Consider the following 19475-nt stretch of genomic DNA (forward strand, 5'->3'; position numbering starts at 1 on the left):
TTTTTGGCATGAAGAAAAATATGTTAATATCAATCGGTTTTTTGATGGTAGTTTTTTTAGGTATCTTAGGATTTAAAACATTAATTCAAGTTAAAGATACACAACCGGCTAGTTGGGCAGAAATCAGTCGAATTCAACCGACAGAAAATATAAAATTAACCCAAAAATACAAAATTAACGCAGGAACAAATGGCTTACCAGTCCAAGCAAAAATAGTCGTCGGTGGTGATGCTATATTACCGCATAAAAATTATGCTACACCCGCTGATTGGACCATTAAAAAAGGGTCCAAAGATGCATCAAATATGAAAGTTGTATTTAATCTTAAAAATTCGAAAGTACGTGGCACTAAGGTACAATTAAATACGTCAGATGCGTATTCTGGAGGACCAATGCCTGCCACGGTTCCAATTGAGATTGGACAAATTCAAGGCAAATTACAAGAAGAATATGGTCATTTTAAGGAAACGGCAACTATTGAAATTGGAGATAACACTTGGTATCTAAGCGTTATCCTTGAACCTAAAGTTAATTCAATTCACTATCTTTATTATCGAATTGAAGACACAAGTAGTGTTAGTGATTCGACAATTGTCGTTGATTATATGACTAAACTTAGGGCAGCTCAACAAAATCCCGCGGGACTAATGAATGATTTGGGTGATGTTGAAGCGGTCATTAAAACACTTTCTAAAACATCTGTGGCGTCTTAACCTATGCTATAATTTAAAGACATAGAATTATCTGAGAAAATGAGCAAAGAGAAAGGATTATATGAATCCACAATCAGTTTTAAAAGAAAAATTTGGGTACGACAATTTTCGCCAAGGTCAAAAAGAAGTTATTGATCGTATTCTAACGGGTGAAGATGTTTTAGCTATTATGCCTACAGGCGGCGGAAAATCGCTATGTTACCAAATTCCAGCACTTATATTAGATGGACTAACGTTAGTGATATCTCCTTTAATTTCTTTAATGAAGGATCAAGTTGATGCTTTAAATGAAAATGGCATTCCAGCAACCTTTATCAATAGTACGCTAGATTACACGGAGGTTCGTGAACGCTTTAATCAAGCTGCTCGTGGTGAAGTTAAGTTACTTTATGTGTCACCAGAACGATTAGATTCTGATGGTTTTATGGCAGATTTAGCGGAATTAAGAATTGATCTTGTCGCTATTGATGAAGCGCACTGTATCTCACAATGGGGGCACGATTTCCGTCCTAGTTATTTACGCTTAACGGAAACGATTCAACGTTTGAATTCGAATCCGACGATTATTGCATTAACAGCGACAGCGACAACTCAAGTAGCTGCGGATATTATGCAACGATTATCGATTATACATGAAGTTAAAACTGGGTTTTCACGTGAAAATTTAGCCTTCCAAGTCGTTAAAGATCAAAATAGTGATCGTTTCTTACTCGAGTATTTAAAGGGACAGAAACAACAATCTGGTATTATTTATGCAAGTACGCGTAAAGAAGTCGAACGGTTAACGAAATTAATAAAAAAAGCTAAGATTAAAGTGGCGATGTATCACGGCGGGTTGCAAGAAGATGAACGTCGTCAGAATCAGGAAGACTTCTTGTACGATCGTGTTCAGGTAATGATTGCGACGAATGCATTTGGGATGGGAATTGATAAAAGTAATGTTCGATTTGTAATCCATGATCAGATACCTGGTAGTTTAGAAGCTTATTATCAAGAAGCCGGACGTGCTGGACGAGATGGCTTGCCAAGTGAAGCAATTTTACTTTTTAATTTAAAAGATGTTCAGATTCAACATTTTTTCATTGACCAATCTGAAATGGATGATGTTAATAAAAAACATGAGTATTTAAAATTACAAGAAATGACGCAATACGCAAACACGCAACAGTGTTTACAACAGACAATTGTGAATTATTTTGGCGATGAAGCACCAGAATGTGGCCGTTGCGGCAATTGCTTGGATACACGAGATGCACAAGATATTTCGATTGATGCCCAAAAGGTTTTATCATGTGTAAAACGGATGGGTGAACATTTTGGTAAAGGGTTAGTCGCACAAGTTTTAACAGGTTCAAAAGTCCAAAAGGTGATGCAGTTTAGATTTGATGAATTACCTACGTATGGACTGATGAAAGATCAATCGCAGAAGGAAGTTTCTGGATTGATTGATTATTTAGTTGCGTCAGGTTTTTTACAGGCTTCAAGCGGCCAATATCCGGTTCTGCAACTTGCTGCAGAAGGAGTTGGCGTCTTAAAAGGTGAAACTAAAGTTACACGTAAAATGGCTGTAAAAGTTAAACAAGCATTACCTGAAGATAATGAACTATTTGAAGAATTAAGACAATTACGTCGCGAATTAGCAGAGGAACAAGGTGTACCGCCATTTGTTATCTTCTCTGATAAAACGTTATATTCAATGTGTGAGGTTATGCCGGAAACGTTAACTGATATGTTGGATGTTAAAGGTGTTGGTGAAAGTAAATTGGAAAAATATGGTGAGTTGTTCTTAGATATATTAAACGCAGAAGATTAAATTCTTGAAGGAGAGTTCATATGACAATTTATGAGTATTGGCAAGCATTTAAAAAGGCAAATAAAATTGAACATGATAATTATGATGCATGGTCATTTGGCGTCACTAAGAAAGAAACGTTAGAATTAGGTAAATTAGTTTTAGATGGTCTTAAAACAGGGACATCGTCAGCTTATAATTTATATTTTGATGAAGAACCTTTACCAAAAGTTGGCGATTACAATGTCATTGTTGATTATAAAGATAATCCAATGGCGATTACGAAAACAATAAAAGTTTATGTGACACCATTTAACGAAGTTACAGAAGAGCATGCTTTTCTTGAAGGCGAAGGCGATAGAAATTTAGCTTATTGGCGAAGTGTTCATCAATCTTTTTTTGAAGAAGAATTAGAAAGTGTTAATAAGACATTTGATGAGACAATGCCAGTGGTTTGTGAGGAATTTGAATTAGTTTTTCCGATTGAAACAACGGAGGTTTAAGCAAATGAAAATCGAACACGTTGGTTTATGGGTAGAAAATCTTGAAGCAATGCGTGATTTTTATGTGACTAATTTTAAGGCAACTTTTGGTGTGCGTTATGACAATGGGACTAAAGGATTTTCGTCATACTTTTTGAGCTTTCCAGATGGTCAAGCAAGATTAGAAATTATGACGAGAACGGATATTACAGATCGCTATCCTGATGGATTTGGTTATGCACATTTAGCCTTTTCTGTTGAGAATCATGTGACCGTTGATCAAATGGTGATTGATTTTAAAAAATCTGGAATAGAAGTTGTTAGTGGCCCTCGGACAACAGGGGATGGCTATTATGAAGCAGTCATTTTGGACCCTGAAGGAAACAAAATTGAACTTGTAGGTTAAAAAATAAGATTGAATCACGAGAAGGTCACCCCGGAAATGGGGTGACCTTTTTGAGTTTGAAATTTAATTTGGTGCATACTGTATGAGTCGGCTATAATTAATGAAAACGGTTAAATAGAAATGGAGATAAGAACAATGAATTTTGGAATTATTGGTTACGGTAATATTGCAAAGCGATTTTATGAAAGTATTCGATATACAAAAAATGGACAAGTTACAGCAATTGGATCAAAGTCATTATTTAATGACGATGTGTTTAAAGCGAATAATCCAGATATAACCATTTATGATTCATATCAAGCTCTTTTAGGCGATGATTCGATTGATGGCGTTTATATCGCATTGCCACATATGTTGCATAAAGAGTGGTCACTAAAGGCGTTGAAGCTAAATATTCCGGTATTTTGTGAAAAACCGGCTGTACTAACAACGACAGATATGAAAGAAATTGAATTAGCTTCAAGTGAAAATCAAACCTTATTTGTTGAAGCGTTTAAAACAAAATTTAACATCGGTATGGATCATTTAAAACAAGATTTAGCTTCAATCGGACCCATCCAAACCATGTCAGCTAACTTTTGTTCTAATGCCATTCCATCTCAAAAAGCAACTTCATATTTACTTCAAAAAGGACAGGGTGGTGCTTTGAACGATATCGGTACTTATCCAATTGGTTTTGTGTTAGAAATTTTAGGTTCAGATATTTCGCATATTGAATCAAAATTAGACATGCATAATGGGATTGATGAAAAATTTTCAGCAACGATACATTTTGAAAAAGGCGCTCAGGCACTCATTGAAGGCGCAATAAATGAAGCTAAACCGCGAGTTGCGATTATTGTTGGGCAACAAGGTCGTATCGTTATTCCAATGTATAATCGAATTGAAAAATATACGATTGAATTAAATGATGGACAAAAAATTAATCGGGACTATAGTATCGTTGGAGATGATATGACGCTTGAAATTCAAGCTTTTATTAATCTAGTTGAAATTGGTGCAAAGACTTGTGAGCGACATAGCCTACAGGATACGTTTAATATTATTCAGGTTATTGAAAAAATAAGGCAAGGTGAGTAAGCCTTTAAACTAACTTTGACAGCGCTTACTATATTTGATATACTTAATTTGTCAAATAAGGGCTGTAACTGATTCGATCAGGCATTACCTATTGATAACTATTTGTTTAGTTATCAATAGGTAATTTTTTTGAAAAAAACTAGTAAAACCTCTATTTGAAATAGTTCACAGATACATAAGTTAAACAAAAAACTTTGAAGGAGTGTATTAATATGTATAAAACAGATTATCCAAAAGGGTTTAAAAAAGGTTTCTTATGGGGTGGCGCAACAGCTGCAAACCAAGTTGAAGGTGGCTGGGATTTAGATGGCAAAGGGATGACTACTGCTGAAGTTATTCGTAAATCTGAAAAAAGAACAGAAATGAATCTTGGTTCTGTCACAATGAAAGTCATTGAAGAAGCGATGGACGATAAAACCACTGACCATTATCCAAAACGTCGTGGGATTGATTTCTATCATAATTATAAAGAAGATATTAAATTATTTGCAGAAATGGGTTTTAAAACATACCGGATGTCTATGGCATGGGCACGAATTTTTCCAAATGGTAATGAAACGGAACCCAATGAAGCTGGGTTAGCATTTTATGACCGCGTTTTTGATGAGTTAGCTAAGTATGATATTGAACCTGTTGTCACATTATCGCATTATGAAATGCCACTTGATTTGACAGTTAAACAAAATGGGTGGGTAAGCCGTGACACAATTGCTAGTTTTACACATTACACGGACGTTGTACTTAACCGTTTTAAAGATAAGGTTAAATATTGGTTAACGTTTAACGAAATTAATGTTAGCTCATTTGGTTTCATGGAAACGGGTGCTGTTGACAGTGAATTAACACAGAGAGAACAATTACAAATTCGGTATCAAGCTGTTCATCACCAATTTATCGCAAGTGCTTTGGTAGTTGAACAAGCACGGAAAATTAATCCTGATTTTGTGGTAGGTTGTATGCTTGCTAGAATGCAAACTTATCCATCAACGCCTAATCCAGCAGATGTTCGTGCCGCTCAAGAAAATGATAATTTAAACTTGTTCTTCACCGATGTTCAAGTCCGCGGCGAATACCCTGAATACATGAACCGCTATTTCAAAGAAAATGATGTTCATATTGTGATGGAGCCAGGGGATGAAGCTATTCTTAAAATGGGCAAAGTTGCGTTCCTTAGTTTTAGTTATTATATGTCAACGGTCACTTCAGCTGGCAAAACGGGTGATACATCGTTAGGAAATATGATTAATGGTGAAAAAAATCCTTACTTAGAAACAAGTGACTGGGGTTGGCAAATTGATCCCATTGGATTAAGAATCACATTGAATGCAATGTGGGATCGTTACCGTGTGCCACTATTTATTGTTGAAAATGGAATTGGGGCCCTAGATAAGTTAGGCGATGATGGCAAAGTTCATGATGACTATCGCATTAAGTATCTTGAAGAACATATCATTCAAATGAAAGAAGCTGTTATGGATGGTGTTGATTTAATGGGGTACACAATGTGGGGCTGCATTGATTTAATTAGCGCATCAACTTCAGAAATGAGTAAACGTTATGGGTTCATTTATGTTGATCAAGATGACGATGGAAATGGCTCATTGAAACGTTACAAGAAAGATAGTTTTGATTGGTATAAACAAGTTATTGAGACAAATGCTAGTGATATATAAAGGGAGATAATATGATGAATTTAGATGAAATAAAGAATGGGTTAGTTGTTTCTTGTCAGGCACTAGAAGGTGAACCATTATTTAGTTCATTTATCATGGGGAGAATGGCCCTTGCAGCTGAGATGGGTGGTGCTGTGGGGATACGAGCAAATTCAGTTTCTGATATTGTAGAAATTAAAAAACAAGTAAAATTACCGTTGATTGGCATAATCAAACGAGATTATGCAGATTCAGAAGTCTATATTACAGCAACGATGAAAGAAGTAGATGAATTACTGGAAACTGACGCTGAGATTATTGCATTAGATGCAACGGTTAGACAACGGCCTCATAATGAAAAGGTAACTGATTTAGTCAATAAAATTCATGAAGGAAATAGATTAGCCATGGCAGATATTTCTAATTATGAAGAAGGCGTTATGGCTGAAAAAAATGGATTTGATATGGTTTCTACAACGATGTCAGGATATACAGAATATACGGACGAAAGGGATAGCCCAGATTTTGATTTACTAGAAAAGTTAATTAAAAATCTTAAAATCCCTGTTATTATGGAGGGTCATACAACGACTCCAGAAGAAGTTAAGAGAGCATTTGATATTGGCGCATTTTCGGCAGTTGTCGGTGGCGTTATTACAAGACCTAAACAAATAACACAACTATTTGTTGATAAAATAAGTTAAATAAATCTTCTAATGATTGATGAACAGCGAATATGCTGTGAATTGTTATTAGAAGATTTTTCTGTAATAATAGGGTTAAAATTTACTCTAATTAAAATTAATCCAATTCAATTAATGTTAATAAAATAGCTTTATTTTACTGTGTTTATAGAAAATAAATTTCTATTTAACAAATCATGACATAAGTGGTATTCTTATAACATGATAAAAACTGAGAGAGAAAAGATGTCAGATGGTGAACCGTATGAGCAGTTGGATCCTGAACTAGTTGAACGACGAGAACTGATTCGGAGAAAACTGCGGACAATTAACCAGCTTGACGATAATAAGCAACAAAATACAAATATTAAAGCATTATTGGCTGATTCCGGTGAAGACTTTTGGGCCGAAACGGGAATCGAATTTGATTATGGATTTAATATTCATATCGGAAATCACTTTTATGCGAACTACCATTTAACGATGTTGGACACTTGTCCAATCACAATTGGTGATCATTGTTACATTGGACCAGACGTTGGATTTTACACGCCAGTACACCCCTTATCTGCAAAATTACGTGATGCGGATGTTGAAATGGGTAAACCAATTACGGTTGGTGATAGTGTCTGGATGGGTGGACACGTCACGATTTTACCAGGAGTTACGATTGGTAATCGAGTCGTTGTCGGCGCTGGATCTGTGGTCACAAAATCGTTTGGTGATGATCTCGTAATTGCGGGTAACCCGGCACGAATTATTCGTTATCTAGATGATAACGGTGACGTGAGTCCAGGTAAGTGATTCGATAGAATATTATAATTTACGTTATGAGTATTTGTATAAGATAGCAAAGCTAACAAGCACGCTGTGCAGATATCCCTAGTGGAGAAACTGTATCAGTGTGCTTTTTTTGTGCAATTAAAAGCAGAATTATCGGAGTGAGTACGGCGATGAATTAAAGATCGTGCTCTAAAATTTAGGAGGAAATTTTTATTTTAGAAAAACAGAATATCGACAAAAAAATGTTTTTACCGACTGTGGCATTATTTATTTTAGTATCAGTTGGATTATTACTCGGTGGGTCTGGTTTGAAGGCAGAATTAGGTTCAATAATGGATGCTATTACGGCCCACTTGAGTTGGGCTTACCTTGGTATCTATATTCTCAATTTTGTTTTCTTTTTATATATTGCATTAAGCCATTATGGCAAAATTACATTGGGTAATAAAGGCGAAAAGCCGGCATACAGTGATTTTAAATGGGGTAGTATGGTATTTGCGACGGCCATTGATGCCAGTATTTTAATGCTTAGCATGGTTGATCCACTTCGCTACGTGCAACAACCTTTGTTTGGTGCTAAAGCGATGTCTCCTGCTAATTATCAAAATGCTCACATGTTAGGTCAATTTGATTGGGGTCCAATGGCGTGGATGATGTTTGCATCTTCAGCTGTAATTATTTCATACGTTATGTACGTTAAAAAAGCGAAAGTTATGTGTGTTAGTGATGTGATTCCTATGTTAAAAGGGGATCAGCCTTATAAAAAAATCTTACGAAAAATAATTGATTTTCTTGTCGTTTTCGGTATTATGGGCGGTGTTGGTTCATCAGTTGGGATGGAAATACCTGTATTATCAAAAATTATCGCAACATTAACGGGAGTCCAAGATACAATACTTTTAAAATTAGCATTATTTGTTGTCCTGTTCAGCATTTTCACGTTAACCATGTTTAAAGGAATTAAGGGTGGGATTGATCGATTGAGTTCAGCTCATATTTGGACAGCCATTGGCTTTTTGTTAATTGTTCTGTTAGTTGGACCAACGGTTTATATTTTGAAGTCAGAAGGTAACAGTCTTGTACTGATGGTTACTCAGTTTGTAGCAATGAGTACAGGGACAGCTTCAGGATTAGGTCATGCGATTGACCCTGTTAAATCGGAAACTATTTTCTATTGGGGTTGGTGGTTAACTTTCATGCCATTCATGGGCTTATTCATTGCTAGAATTTCGCGTGGACGAACGATTCGTCAGGTGATATTAGGGATGCTTGCGTATGGTGCTTTAGGATGTATGAGTTTCTACGCAATCTTAGGTGGTTATTCACTCTATTTACAACAAAGTGGAGCTGCTGATTTAATTCATACACTGAATGTATATGGTCAAGCTGCAGCAATTGCACAAGTTATTTCAACATTGCCATTTAAATACGTAATGTTAGTTATCTATGCGATTTCATGTTTTATCTTCTTAGCAACGACGATTTCATCATCTGCATTTATCGTGTCGTCGTTTACTAGTACAAAACTCAAACCGACAGAGCAACCAAGTTTGTTTAACCGCTTGGTTTGGATGGGAATTTTCATGTTATTCTCATTTGGTATCGTCTTCGTTGGTGGTTTTAAAACAATCCAAGCTATCTGTTTATTAGCTGGGTTCCCATTAATTTTTGTGTCACTGTTATTGATTATTTCAACGTGGCAGTACTTAGCCGAAGATCGTTCAACGGAAAGTGCTCATGATTCATTGGTTAAAATTTTTGGAAAATTAAAGAAGAACTTAGTTTCTTATCAACATGTGATACATGATAGTAATAATTAAATATAAAGAGGCCACTCCGTTATTATGGAGTGGCTTTTTAGTACCCATTTTTAGTATTATGTTATAACCTACGCTGTTCCCAATTAAAAAGAGACGTAAGTCTTACCTTAGAGCCTTCTAAATCTATCAATATTAAAATCTAAATATTTGAAAAATATGAAATAAAAACATATGATAATATAGATAATAAATTGATACAGACTAATAAAAACCATAACTAAATAAAAGAGGGTAACTAAATGAACTTTGAAGATGATATTCCAACAATTACGACTACGGAACTTGACCTATTATTAGCACAAAAGCCACAGATTATTGATGTTCGAGAAGATGACGAGTTTGCTGAAGGCCATATTCCTGGGTCAATTAATATTCCGTTAGATGAAGTTGACGATTATGAATTAACAGGTAAAGCATATATTATTTGTCGATCAGGACGTCGTAGTGCACAAGCTGCAGATATCCTATTTGAAAAAGGTTATGATGTTGTTGATGTATATGGCGGAATGCTTAGCTGGCAAGGTTCAACAGTTACAGGTAGTTAAACGTTTTCAGTGATAACATATTTTTATTAAAATCGGGGACGTATTACTTGTGTATACGCCTCTTTTTACATTATAATAAGTCAAATAAACATTTATGTATTAGAAATCAATAATTTTTTGCTTTATTTTGGGTGGGAACTAAGGCGATCTATAACTAGGAGGGTCAAAATGATTGAGTTAAGTGGGACTTTCAACAAATTAAATCAGTTGTTGAGCTTGTATGGGAAACAAGATGGACTAATGAACATTAAACAATTGGGGACAATTGATACTTATTATCTAAATGCGATCGAACAGTTGAACAGTCCAACAATTGGACGCGTTTCAAAATTGTTGAATCAATCAACGCCAAATACGAATTACCATTTGAAAAAATTAATCACATTAGGATTAGTGGAAAAAAAGGCTGATATAACAGATAAACGAGTTGTTCACTTATCTGTTACGGATAAGTATAAAGGTCTAACAACTTTTAATAGTGACTTTTGGAATCAATTGGAAAGTAAATTGGAAACGCAAGTTACAGGGCAGGATCTTGCAACGTTCAGACGCGTTTTAAAAGAGACAATTAGTCAGATTGAATCGATGGAATAAGTTAAATAAATAGAAATTATTTAAGAAAATGGCGTACTTAATTAATGAGCATGCAGTATAATTGAATACATCGATACCTAGTAAGAACGATAATTGCATCGTTCTTTTTATTTTCGGTAAAGATGATTTAACGCTTGCGATATAAATTTTAATGAGGTATGATAAGTAAATGGAAACGAACAGATGTTCTACTATTGAGAGGATGGTTACTAACTATGGCTAACAGAAGTATTGCAACCGGAGACGGCAAAAGAAAAGACGGTAAAGAACGCGAAGCAGCACTAGAAAAAGCGTTATCAGCAATTACAAAAGAATTCGGACAAGGTGCCATCATGAAGATGGGGGACAAAGCTGACACGAAGATTGATGTTACTTCAACTGGGATTTTATCATTGGATTACGCATTGGGAGTTGGTGGTTTTCCTAAAGGCCGTATTGTTGAAATATACGGACCAGAAAGTTCTGGTAAAACAACAATTGCACTTCATGCAACAGCAGAAGTCCAAAAAAATGGTGGTACAGTTGCTTATATCGATGCTGAAAATGCCATGGATCCCGCATATGCAACAGCATTAGGTGTTGATATTGATGGATTACTATTATCACAGCCAGATACTGGTGAACAAGGATTAGAAATTGCAGATGCTTTGGTATCCAGTGGTGCCGTTGATCTTGTCGTTATCGATTCAGTTGCAGCTTTAGTTCCTCGTGCAGAAATTGAAGGCGAAATGGGTGACGCTCATGTTGGGTTACAAGCTCGTATGATGTCACAAGCTCTCCGTAAATTGGCTGGTTCAATCAACAAAACAAGAACAACTGTTATTTTTATTAATCAATTACGTGAAAAAGTTGGTGTCATGTTCGGTAGCCCTGAAACAACACCAGGTGGCCGTGCCTTAAAATTCTACGCAACAATTCGCTTAGATGTTCGTCGCCGTGGACAAATTAAAGATGGTACGGATGTCATTGGTAATGAAACAACTATTAAAGTTGTTAAAAACAAGGTAGCACCACCATTTAAGATTGCTGAATTAAATATGATGTACGGGTCAGGTATCTCAGCTACTGCTGATATCTTAGATCTTGCTGTTGAAAATGGTATTGCTGAAAAAGCTGGGTCATGGTTCTCATACCATGGCGAACGTTTAGGTCAAGGTAAACCAAATGTCGTTAATATTTTGGAACAAAAACCTGATATGTTACATGATATGGACCAAGAAGTTCGTGCAAAATTATTTGCACCCGATGAAGAACCTGCTAAAGAAGTTAAGGAAGAATCAGCAGCACCAAAGAAAACAACTAAAAAAGTTAAAAAAGCTGACGATGCTCCAGTGTTAGATTCAAAAATCGAAACATTAGATTTACCAGAAGCTTAATAAAAAAAATAGTAAAGTGAACCTCCAGTATTGGACCAATCCAATACTGGAGGTTTTTTTATAATTAATCAAACAAAAAAGGTAGAAGAAGTATAGTAAGTAGAAGTTATCTACTTATATACTTCTTCTACCTTCTCCATTAGTCATTTGGCTTAATGATATTGCATGAATATCATTAATTTTAACGGTGATATGATTGATAATTATATTATCTTCATACCAGCCATTAATGAGTCCCTGTATAGGTTCTAAAAGTGTATCATCCAAATTTTTATTAGTGAGATCAACAGTGACAGGGGTGGATTTAATGATTGCCAAATTGATTACTTCTGCAATTTTAGTATCATTCATCTTAATGTCATGTGTTAATTTCTGTTTTCGTGTCTCTTCGTTTAATTTTTTTGTTCGAGCCGATGTATGGTCGCTTAAATAGAATCCTTGCCATTTCATCATACCGCGATCGTGATAATCATATTTTAAAAATTGATTTATCAAATTTGCATCAACATCAGTTGTTTTACTCATAGGTATTACCCCCAGCATGGCCACCGACTAACCCAGCGCGATAAATAGCTGTTGCACCTTCAGACTTACTGGAAAGTTTTACGATCGATTTAAAACCATATTTTTTTCGTATGATGTCAATGGTATTGTCCAAGTTGTGATTCTTTTGTTCCGTATTATTAGTGTCAAACATGTCTAATTGTTGACTATTATCGTCAACTAATTTGCCACACGAAATACTAATATGTCTTAGAGCTTCATGACGCCATTTTTTTCGAAATAGGTCGATGGCATATTTTGTGATTTGGGCATTACTATTTGTTGAATCAATTTTTAATGAACTACCAAAGCCTGAATATCTTTTTCCAGAATCTGTCGTTTCGGCTAAAGAAAATCCAATGCCTAAATTAATGACAGTAGCCACTTTGTGATGAGAACGTAATCGTGCTGCTACTTGTTCTGCAATTTCACGAATAACGACTTCAATTTCAGATTGGATAACATAGTCTTTTGGTAAGACTTGGCTATTACCATAGGATTTTTCCTTGGGGGTATATTTATCATGAATGATTGAACGATCAATTCCCCAAGAAAACGCAAATAATTGGCTACCAATTACGCCAAATTTGTTTTTTAATTCATATGGGTTGAAGTGAGCTAAATCGTTCATTGAATTGATATGATTTTTTTGTAATTTTTCGGCAGTTTTAGATCCAATTGACCAGATATCGTCAAGTTGTGTTATTGGCCATAACTTATCGGGGACGTCTTCATAATGCCATTCAGCAATTAAACTATGGTTATGTTTTGCTTCAATATCCAGAGCTAATTTAGCAAGAAGTGGATTATCACCAATACCAACGGTTGTATAAATTCCTGTTTCCCCTTTGACCGCAAGTTGAATTTTACGAGCAACTTCATAGGGACTATTTCCGAAAAGTTTCCAACTAGTCGTCATATCAATAATTGACTCATCGATAGAGTATGGGTGAATATCGTCATTTGAGGCAAATTGTTGAAATAGCTTATTGATTTTTAAGTTCTCTTCTATGTAAAGATTCATTCTGGGTTGGGCAACAACTAAACGTTTATCATGAATTGGAACATCAGTAGCTCGTGATACGTTTGTGATACCAAATATTTTCTTAGCCATAGGGCTAGCAGCTAGTACTAACCCGCTACCTGTATTCTTTGCTGTAGACATAACAACGAGAATAGAGCGTAATGGATTAAGACCGCGTGCAACTGATTCGACAGAAGCATAGAAAGATTTTGAATCAATCATAAAGATGACTTTTCTAGGTTCGTTACTATAATTGTACATTCGAGGAAACCTCCTTAACATATATCCAATTATACGAACATACGTTTCTTTAGTCAATGATATTTAGTCAAGCGGTGCTATAAATAATAAAAAGAATAACTTATACCTTTATATTTAAGGTATAAGTTATTCTCTTATTAGATAGAAGGATCAATTAAAACGTCAATTAATTTTGCTTGTGTAGGCGTTAAAATATGACTTGTACGATAAACGAGTGACATTAAAAATTTAGGTTGATCTAATTCCGATAAGGGGAGTGAGACTAAATCATCTGCAGCATCCAATGCTAGTTCTGTTAAAAAACCAATACCAACATTTTCGGTAACCATTTTTTTAATAATCTGACTGTCACTTGTTGTATAGATAATCTTTGGTTTGAAATGATTTTTTGTTGTTAACTCTTTAAAAGCGATTGGATGAACAAAACCCTCATTTTGCATAATAAATTTTTCATTTCGAAGTTCAGAAAATTTAACGGATTCTCTTGAAGCAAGTGGATGATGTTTGCTAACGATAATCTTGAAGTGTTTAGATGCAAAATTTCTGGCAATTAAGCGGTCATCTTCTATTGGTTTAACGGAACCTAATAAAGCCATATCTAATGATCCGTTTATTAACTGAAGAAGTAGGGCTTGGGAACCGTTCTCAACTGTATCTAGATGATTAATCAGACCTGAATTAAATAAATTGCTGACAATTTGCGGAAAATAGTACGTTCCTATAATAGGTGGTAATCCAAATCGAACGTGCTCATTTTTAAGTTGGTTAATTTCTTGGTTAGCAATTGTTAATTCTTTGAGAATAATATTAACATGTTCAGCGAATTGTTCACCACTTGGTGTAAAAGAAACTTGATGATGTGATTGATCACGAATAATCAGATTTGTGTCTAATTCAGTTTCTAAGCGTTTCATTGCAGTTGTGATTGTTGGTTGACTAACTGAAAAAAAATGAGCAACTTTTGAAAAATTTCTCAAATTAATTATTTGTTGATAATATTCTAAATCTCGAATGTTCATTATAATCTCCTCTAAATCAACGTTTATAATCCTCATATAAATAATATTTATAGTATAACACATGTTTGACTATAATTTTTAAAGGGGTGTATTCTTGCTCTTGTAAGTTAAAGAGAAAATAAAATATAAAAAAATAATGGAGGAATTAATGATGACAAAAGCACAAGATATGTTAAATAACCCATTTGTAAATAAAGGTACAGCATTTACAATGGAAGAACGTCGTGAATTAGGACTTATTGGTATGTTACCAGCTAAAGTTCAAACAATTGAAGAACAAGCAACACAAAACTACGCACAATATTTAAGTAAAGAAACTGGTCTTGAAAAACGCCATTTCTTAATGGAATTATTCAATGAAAACCGTACACTATTTTTCTACTTAATGGGACAACATGTGGCTGAATTTATGCCAGTTGTTTATGATCCAGTTGTTGCTGATTCAATCGAAGAATACAACGAAATTTATGTAAATCCACAAAACGCTGCATTCTTATCAATTGATCATCCAGAAGATATCGAAGCAACATTAAAAAATGCTGCTGCAGGACGTGACATTCGTTTAGTCGTTGTGACAGATGCTGAAGGTATTTTAGGTATGGGCGATTGGGGTGTCAACGGTGTTGATATCGCAATTGGTAAATTAATGGTTTATACAGCTGCTGCTGGAATTGATCCTTCACAAGTTTTACCAGTTTCTATTGATGCTGGAACAAATAATGAAACATTATTGAATGATCCATTATACCTTGGTAACAAACATGAACGTGTAACTGGTGACAAATACTATGACTTCGTTGATGGCTTTGTCCAAAGTACAAAGAACTTGTTCCCAGAATTGTTATTACATTGGGAAGATTTTGGCCGTTCAAATGCTGCTAATATTCTTGAAAAATATCAAAACGAAATCACAACATTTAATGATGATATCCAAGGTACAGGGATTGTTGTTTTAGCTGGTATCTTAGGTGCTCTAAGTATCACTAAAGGTTCAATTGTTGACCAAACAGTTATTACTTATGGTGCTGGTACTGCTGGTGTCGGAATTGCTAACCAAATTATGGACGAAATGAAACGCGCTGGTGTTTCAGAAGAAGATGCTCGCAAACGTTTCTTCTTAGTTGATAAACAAGGATTGTTATTTGATGATACAGAAGACTTAACACCTGGCCAAAAAGAATTTACGCATAAACGTTCAGAATTTGCTAATGCTGATGAATTAACTTCTTTAGAAGCTGTTGTTAAAGCTGTTCAACCAACTGTTATGATTGGTACATCTACACAACCTGGTACATTTACAAAAGAAATTGTTCAAGACATGGCTTCACATGTTGAACGTCCAATCATCTTCCCATTATCAAACCCTACAAAATTAGCAGAAGCTAAGGCTGAAGATTTGATTGCATGGACTGATGGTAAAGCTTTAGTTGCTACTGGTATTCCAGCTGATAATGTTGATTACAAAGGTGTTACTTACCAAATTGGTCAAGCAAACAACGCACTTATGTACCCAGGTCTTGGATTTGGGATTATCGCTTCAACATCTTCAAGAGTTAATGGCGAAATCTTATCACAAGCTAGTCATGCTTTAGGTGGAATCGTTGATACTACAGCCGTTGGTGCTGCCGTATTACCACCAGTAACACATTTAGCAGAATTCTCACAAACAATTGCTGAAGTAGTTGCCCAAAGTGTTGTTGACCAAAAATTAAACAAAGAAGCAATTACAGATGTTAAAAAGGCTGTCTCAGATATGAAATGGACACCTAAATACTAAAAAAAGCGTAGAGAGAAGGACAATTAATTATGGTATTTTTCCAATCAATTCAAAGTGTTCTAGTTGTTGTTTTGATGATGGTACTTGGATACATTTTACAAGTTAAAGGTTGGTTCGCTGATTCATTTGGTGGCAATATCTCATCATTAATTACAAAAATTGCTTTACCAGCTTCAATTTTCGTTTCTGTTTTAAAATATTTAAAACGTGATCAATTAGCTGCATTGTCAGGTAGTTTACTCTACCCAGCAATTGCTGTTATTATCGGTTACTTAATTGCATGGGCACTTGTTCATATCTTGAACATCAAACCTGGTCGTCGTGGTATCTTCATGAATGCCGTTGTTAATGCAAATACAATTTTCATTGGTTTACCTTTAAATATTGCGTTGTTTGGCGATAAGAGTATCTCATATTTCCTTGTTTACTATATTATTAATACAGTTTCAACATGGGCATTTGGTGTTTTCTTAATTTCAAATGATGATCCAACAAAAGACAAATCAGATAAAACGAAAAAGAAAATTAACTGGGCTAAAGTAATCCCAATGCCACTTGTTGGGTTCATCGTTGCATTAATCTTCTTGGTTCTTGCAATTCCAGTTCCTGATTTTATTAGCCAAACATTAGGTTATGTTGGTGGATTAGTTACACCATTATCATTAATCTATATTGGTATTGTGTTAGCTAAAGCCGGTTTGAAGAGTATCAGATTTGATCGTGATACAGTCGTTGCATTACTTGGACGTTTTATTTTATCACCAATCATTTTAATCGCTGTTATTCTTTTAGGTACACATTTAACTGGTGCAGATTTAGCACCATTATTACAAAAAACTTTGATTGTTCAATCAGCTACACCAATGTTAGCCGTATTACCAATCTTAGCTAATGAAGCACATGGAGACGTTAAATACGCAACAAACATTGTTACAACAAGTACAATCTTGTTCATCATTGTTGTTCCTGTTTTAACGACCCTTATCTCATTCATGTAATATAAAATTTATTTAAAATAGAACGTCACTGATTACCTCTATAATTAGTGACGTTCTATTTTTTTGCATATTAAATGGTAACAATCGTTAAATCGGTTATAATAAGGGAACGGAAGTGAAATGATTAAATTTGTAGGAGTAAGTAGATGAAAACTAATAATAAAACATATCATATGAGTATTTTGGCGTTATTTATTTCAATCATTATTGTTCAAAATTTTGTGCCATTATTTGGTTACATCCCTGTTGGCCCCTTAAGCATCACAACCATTCATATCACGGTGATTGTTGCTGCTTTAGTGTTTGGCTGGAAAGATGGTGCATTTATCGGTGGTGTCTGGGGATTAATCACATTTATCAGGGCGTTTGTGTCGCCAACTAGTCCACTTGCACCCATTGTTTTTACAAATCCACTTATAGCAATTGTGCCAAGAATTTTAATTGGAATTGTGACAGCAGTCATTTTTTACTTTTTATATAAATGGTGGAAAAACAAAACGTTAGCCATGATTATTGCCTCTGTTTTTGGTTCATTGGTTAATACGGTTTTAGTTTTAGGCCTTATCTATCTTTTATATCATGGGCAAGCAGCTAATTTTTATAAAGTTGATATGGCACAATTATTACCATATATTATGGGACTAGTTGTCACAAACGGTATTCCAGAGATGATTTTAGCAGGGATTGTTGCGCCATTGATAGCAAGACCTTTACAAAAAATAGTTCGGAAAAGTTAGAGAACAAAATACACGATGCTAATAGGTAAAAATAAAAAAGTTATTAACAACGAATGATATTTCGCTGTTAATAACTTTTTTTAGTTGAATTTAGAAATAATTTTAGAATCTAATGTTCCATTTTCTAGTGCAATTAATGCGTCGATTATAGGCATATGATGAATTTCAGTATCATCTGCTAGCAGACTACTAGGAATAAAAAAGGTTGTTGAATAGTGATCACCTGCTAGATAATCACCATCAATTGTCTGACCTAAGATACAAACGTCATCCCAGTTCAAAGAGATAGTATCAGGTGTTTTCAAGAAGTTCATTGTTTCTAAAAATTGTGTTTGAAGTGAGCTGCCAGGAAATTGTAAATAGCCATCATTTGTCTGACGGATATTTGAATTAAGTAATAATTGTTGTAGCGTTTGTGGTGCTGAATCTATCAGTTGACTTTTTAATTCTGTGAACATGAATAACACACTCCTTTGAATTAACGTTTATTCAAAATAGTAACATTAAATTTAATATTGCCCCAAGAAGTTGTACTTTTACCTTGCATTTGAATTGCTTTAGGGAAAAGTGACTTACCAGAAAAAATTGGTGTTACCTGATAACGGACATGATCTCCTTTATCAACTGCTGCACGAACTGCGTTTTCATACTTGGTCATGTAGGGTGTGTTAACAGGGTTTTGATATAATGTTGCTAAATTTTCTTTTTTATCACCACTACCACCAAGTTGTCGACCGATTAAATGTCCACGGGAATGAAAATAAGGTGACAGCCCTGACACAAAACCAGTTGGTCGAATTGAAGAATCTGCTGATGACCCTCTAGATTCTAAAGCTTTAACTAAAAGAGCATTGGCCTGAGTAGCACGGCCAAGAGAGTCAAGAGCGCCGTATTTTATCCAACCATTGGCATTATCTGCAAGATCACTTTTTGAAAAGGTTGGCGCACCATTATCCACAATTCCATTAATGGCCTTGCTACTATTAATAGAACTAGTATTTGCTGTTCCTGTCCCATTTTTAACATTGACTGAAGTTGAATTGCCATTTGTTTGTAGCAAATCTTTTACAGTACTAGGTAATTTTCCGCTGAAAAGGGAGACAACTAAAATGACAGCAAGTCCAATTAGATAATTACGTGTTCGATTCTGAATATAACGTTTCTTTCGTTTCATAAAATTAACTCCAACT

Annotated in this window: 20 protein-coding genes; 15 read left to right on the top strand and 5 right to left on the bottom strand. The window is 34.9% G+C overall.

Translation table 11 applies throughout. The features are described from left to right. Window positions 1-8: 8 nt before the first annotated feature. From AC1RPT_RS04045 to recA, 12 genes are all read left to right on the top strand, one after another. Entirely contained in the window at window positions 9-713 is a 705-nt protein-coding gene (locus tag AC1RPT_RS04045) for a hypothetical protein (protein ID WP_481761593.1), read from the top strand. 61 nt (window positions 714-774) lie between these two features. Beyond that, window positions 775-2526, top strand: coding sequence for a DNA helicase RecQ (gene recQ / locus AC1RPT_RS04050; RefSeq protein ID WP_481761592.1), 1752 nt, complete (start codon window positions 775-777; stop codon window positions 2524-2526). A gap of 20 nt (window positions 2527-2546) precedes the next feature. After that, window positions 2547-3008: an ASCH domain-containing protein gene (locus tag AC1RPT_RS04055; RefSeq protein WP_481761591.1), complete on the top strand. Its 462-nt coding sequence runs from the start codon at window positions 2547-2549 to the stop codon at window positions 3006-3008. Window positions 3009-3012: 4 nt separating this feature from the next. Then, on the top strand, window positions 3013-3393 hold the full coding sequence (locus tag AC1RPT_RS04060) for a VOC family protein (RefSeq protein ID WP_481761590.1): 381 nt from the start codon (window positions 3013-3015) through the stop codon (window positions 3391-3393). A gap of 135 nt (window positions 3394-3528) precedes the next feature. Further along, window positions 3529-4473 (top strand): Gfo/Idh/MocA family protein, encoded by a 945-nt coding sequence (locus AC1RPT_RS04065; RefSeq protein WP_481761589.1) that lies wholly within the window; start codon window positions 3529-3531, stop codon window positions 4471-4473. 212 nt (window positions 4474-4685) lie between these two features. Further along, the gene (locus AC1RPT_RS04070; RefSeq protein ID WP_481761588.1) at window positions 4686-6146 is read left to right on the top strand and encodes a glycoside hydrolase family 1 protein; all 1461 of its coding nucleotides are present in this window, start codon (window positions 4686-4688) and stop codon (window positions 6144-6146) included. A gap of 11 nt (window positions 6147-6157) precedes the next feature. Continuing rightward, complete coding sequence (locus tag AC1RPT_RS04075) at window positions 6158-6829, top strand: N-acetylmannosamine-6-phosphate 2-epimerase (RefSeq protein ID WP_481761587.1); 672 nt, start codon at window positions 6158-6160, stop codon at window positions 6827-6829. Between the two features lie 201 nt (window positions 6830-7030). Beyond that, complete coding sequence (locus AC1RPT_RS04080) at window positions 7031-7612, top strand: sugar O-acetyltransferase (RefSeq protein ID WP_409022058.1); 582 nt, start codon at window positions 7031-7033, stop codon at window positions 7610-7612. 221 nt (window positions 7613-7833) lie between these two features. Then, entirely contained in the window at window positions 7834-9411 is a 1578-nt protein-coding gene (locus AC1RPT_RS04085) for a BCCT family transporter (RefSeq protein WP_481761586.1), read from the top strand. A 239-nt stretch (window positions 9412-9650) separates the two neighbouring features. After that, a complete protein-coding gene (locus tag AC1RPT_RS04090; RefSeq protein WP_481761585.1) occupies window positions 9651-9956 on the top strand; it encodes a rhodanese-like domain-containing protein in 306 nt (101 codons plus the stop codon). Between the two features lie 168 nt (window positions 9957-10124). Further along, a complete protein-coding gene (locus AC1RPT_RS04095) occupies window positions 10125-10550 on the top strand; it encodes a MarR family winged helix-turn-helix transcriptional regulator (protein WP_409022061.1) in 426 nt (141 codons plus the stop codon). Between the two features lie 215 nt (window positions 10551-10765). After that, entirely contained in the window at window positions 10766-11926 is a 1161-nt protein-coding gene (gene recA, locus AC1RPT_RS04100; protein ID WP_481761584.1) for a recombinase RecA, read from the top strand. Window positions 11927-12040: 114 nt separating this feature from the next. Here the strand turns inward: recA and AC1RPT_RS04105 are convergent, their stop codons facing one another. The 3 genes from AC1RPT_RS04105 to AC1RPT_RS04115 all read right to left on the bottom strand — a co-directional run bounded on the left by AC1RPT_RS04105 (window position 12041) and on the right by AC1RPT_RS04115 (window position 14773). Continuing rightward, entirely contained in the window at window positions 12041-12451 is a 411-nt protein-coding gene (locus AC1RPT_RS04105) for a hypothetical protein (protein WP_481761583.1), read from the bottom strand. Beyond that, complete coding sequence (locus tag AC1RPT_RS04110; RefSeq protein ID WP_481761582.1) at window positions 12444-13754, bottom strand: Y-family DNA polymerase; 1311 nt, start codon at window positions 13752-13754, stop codon at window positions 12444-12446. The genes AC1RPT_RS04105 and AC1RPT_RS04110 overlap by 8 nt, the downstream gene beginning before the upstream one ends. Window positions 13755-13891: 137 nt before the next feature. Then, complete coding sequence (locus tag AC1RPT_RS04115; RefSeq protein WP_481761581.1) at window positions 13892-14773, bottom strand: LysR family transcriptional regulator; 882 nt, start codon at window positions 14771-14773, stop codon at window positions 13892-13894. A 136-nt stretch (window positions 14774-14909) separates the two neighbouring features. Here AC1RPT_RS04115 and AC1RPT_RS04120 point away from each other — a divergent pair, with 136 nt between their 5' ends. From AC1RPT_RS04120 to AC1RPT_RS04130, 3 genes are all read left to right on the top strand, one after another. Beyond that, complete coding sequence (locus tag AC1RPT_RS04120) at window positions 14910-16550, top strand: malolactic enzyme (RefSeq protein WP_481761580.1); 1641 nt, start codon at window positions 14910-14912, stop codon at window positions 16548-16550. Window positions 16551-16579: 29 nt separating this feature from the next. After that, the gene (locus AC1RPT_RS04125; RefSeq protein ID WP_409022066.1) at window positions 16580-17548 is read left to right on the top strand and encodes an AEC family transporter; all 969 of its coding nucleotides are present in this window, start codon (window positions 16580-16582) and stop codon (window positions 17546-17548) included. 146 nt (window positions 17549-17694) lie between these two features. Next, window positions 17695-18285 carry an ECF transporter S component gene (locus tag AC1RPT_RS04130; RefSeq protein WP_409022067.1) on the top strand — a complete coding sequence of 197 codons (591 nt, stop codon included), beginning with the start codon at window positions 17695-17697 and terminating at the stop codon, window positions 18283-18285. A gap of 80 nt (window positions 18286-18365) precedes the next feature. Here the strand turns inward: AC1RPT_RS04130 and AC1RPT_RS04135 are convergent, their stop codons facing one another. Then, on the bottom strand, window positions 18366-18743 hold the full coding sequence (locus tag AC1RPT_RS04135; protein ID WP_481761579.1) for a hypothetical protein: 378 nt from the start codon (window positions 18741-18743) through the stop codon (window positions 18366-18368). A gap of 20 nt (window positions 18744-18763) precedes the next feature. Continuing rightward, window positions 18764-19459: a DNA/RNA non-specific endonuclease gene (locus AC1RPT_RS04140; protein WP_481761578.1), complete on the bottom strand. Its 696-nt coding sequence runs from the start codon at window positions 19457-19459 to the stop codon at window positions 18764-18766. Between the last annotated feature and the right edge of the window lie 16 nt (window positions 19460-19475).

The organism is Dellaglioa sp. CoH-56-MRSF-11 (genome assembly GCF_056782135.1).

What these genes read in the sequence shown, in the direction of transcription:
- AC1RPT_RS04045 (WP_481761593.1), top strand. Translation starts at nt 9, where the DNA reads ATGAAGAAAAATATGTTAATATCAATCGGTTTTTTGATGGTAGTTTTT.
- recQ (WP_481761592.1), top strand. Translation starts at nt 775, where the DNA reads ATGAATCCACAATCAGTTTTAAAAGAAAAATTTGGGTACGACAATTTT.
- AC1RPT_RS04055 (WP_481761591.1), top strand. Translation starts at nt 2,547, where the DNA reads ATGACAATTTATGAGTATTGGCAAGCATTTAAAAAGGCAAATAAAATT.
- AC1RPT_RS04060 (WP_481761590.1), top strand. Translation starts at nt 3,013, where the DNA reads ATGAAAATCGAACACGTTGGTTTATGGGTAGAAAATCTTGAAGCAATG.
- AC1RPT_RS04065 (WP_481761589.1), top strand. Translation starts at nt 3,529, where the DNA reads ATGAATTTTGGAATTATTGGTTACGGTAATATTGCAAAGCGATTTTAT.
- AC1RPT_RS04070 (WP_481761588.1), top strand. Translation starts at nt 4,686, where the DNA reads ATGTATAAAACAGATTATCCAAAAGGGTTTAAAAAAGGTTTCTTATGG.
- AC1RPT_RS04075 (WP_481761587.1), top strand. Translation starts at nt 6,158, where the DNA reads ATGATGAATTTAGATGAAATAAAGAATGGGTTAGTTGTTTCTTGTCAG.
- AC1RPT_RS04080 (WP_409022058.1), top strand. Translation starts at nt 7,031, where the DNA reads ATGATAAAAACTGAGAGAGAAAAGATGTCAGATGGTGAACCGTATGAG.
- AC1RPT_RS04085 (WP_481761586.1), top strand. Translation starts at nt 7,834, where the DNA reads ATGTTTTTACCGACTGTGGCATTATTTATTTTAGTATCAGTTGGATTA.
- AC1RPT_RS04090 (WP_481761585.1), top strand. Translation starts at nt 9,651, where the DNA reads ATGAACTTTGAAGATGATATTCCAACAATTACGACTACGGAACTTGAC.
- AC1RPT_RS04095 (WP_409022061.1), top strand. Translation starts at nt 10,125, where the DNA reads ATGATTGAGTTAAGTGGGACTTTCAACAAATTAAATCAGTTGTTGAGC.
- recA (WP_481761584.1), top strand. Translation starts at nt 10,766, where the DNA reads ATGGCTAACAGAAGTATTGCAACCGGAGACGGCAAAAGAAAAGACGGT.
- AC1RPT_RS04105 (WP_481761583.1), bottom strand. Translation starts at nt 12,451, where the DNA reads ATGAGTAAAACAACTGATGTTGATGCAAATTTGATAAATCAATTTTTA.
- AC1RPT_RS04110 (WP_481761582.1), bottom strand. Translation starts at nt 13,754, where the DNA reads ATGTACAATTATAGTAACGAACCTAGAAAAGTCATCTTTATGATTGAT.
- AC1RPT_RS04115 (WP_481761581.1), bottom strand. Translation starts at nt 14,773, where the DNA reads ATGAACATTCGAGATTTAGAATATTATCAACAAATAATTAATTTGAGA.
- AC1RPT_RS04120 (WP_481761580.1), top strand. Translation starts at nt 14,910, where the DNA reads ATGGAGGAATTAATGATGACAAAAGCACAAGATATGTTAAATAACCCA.
- AC1RPT_RS04125 (WP_409022066.1), top strand. Translation starts at nt 16,580, where the DNA reads ATGGTATTTTTCCAATCAATTCAAAGTGTTCTAGTTGTTGTTTTGATG.
- AC1RPT_RS04130 (WP_409022067.1), top strand. Translation starts at nt 17,695, where the DNA reads ATGAAAACTAATAATAAAACATATCATATGAGTATTTTGGCGTTATTT.
- AC1RPT_RS04135 (WP_481761579.1), bottom strand. Translation starts at nt 18,743, where the DNA reads ATGTTCACAGAATTAAAAAGTCAACTGATAGATTCAGCACCACAAACG.
- AC1RPT_RS04140 (WP_481761578.1), bottom strand. Translation starts at nt 19,459, where the DNA reads ATGAAACGAAAGAAACGTTATATTCAGAATCGAACACGTAATTATCTA.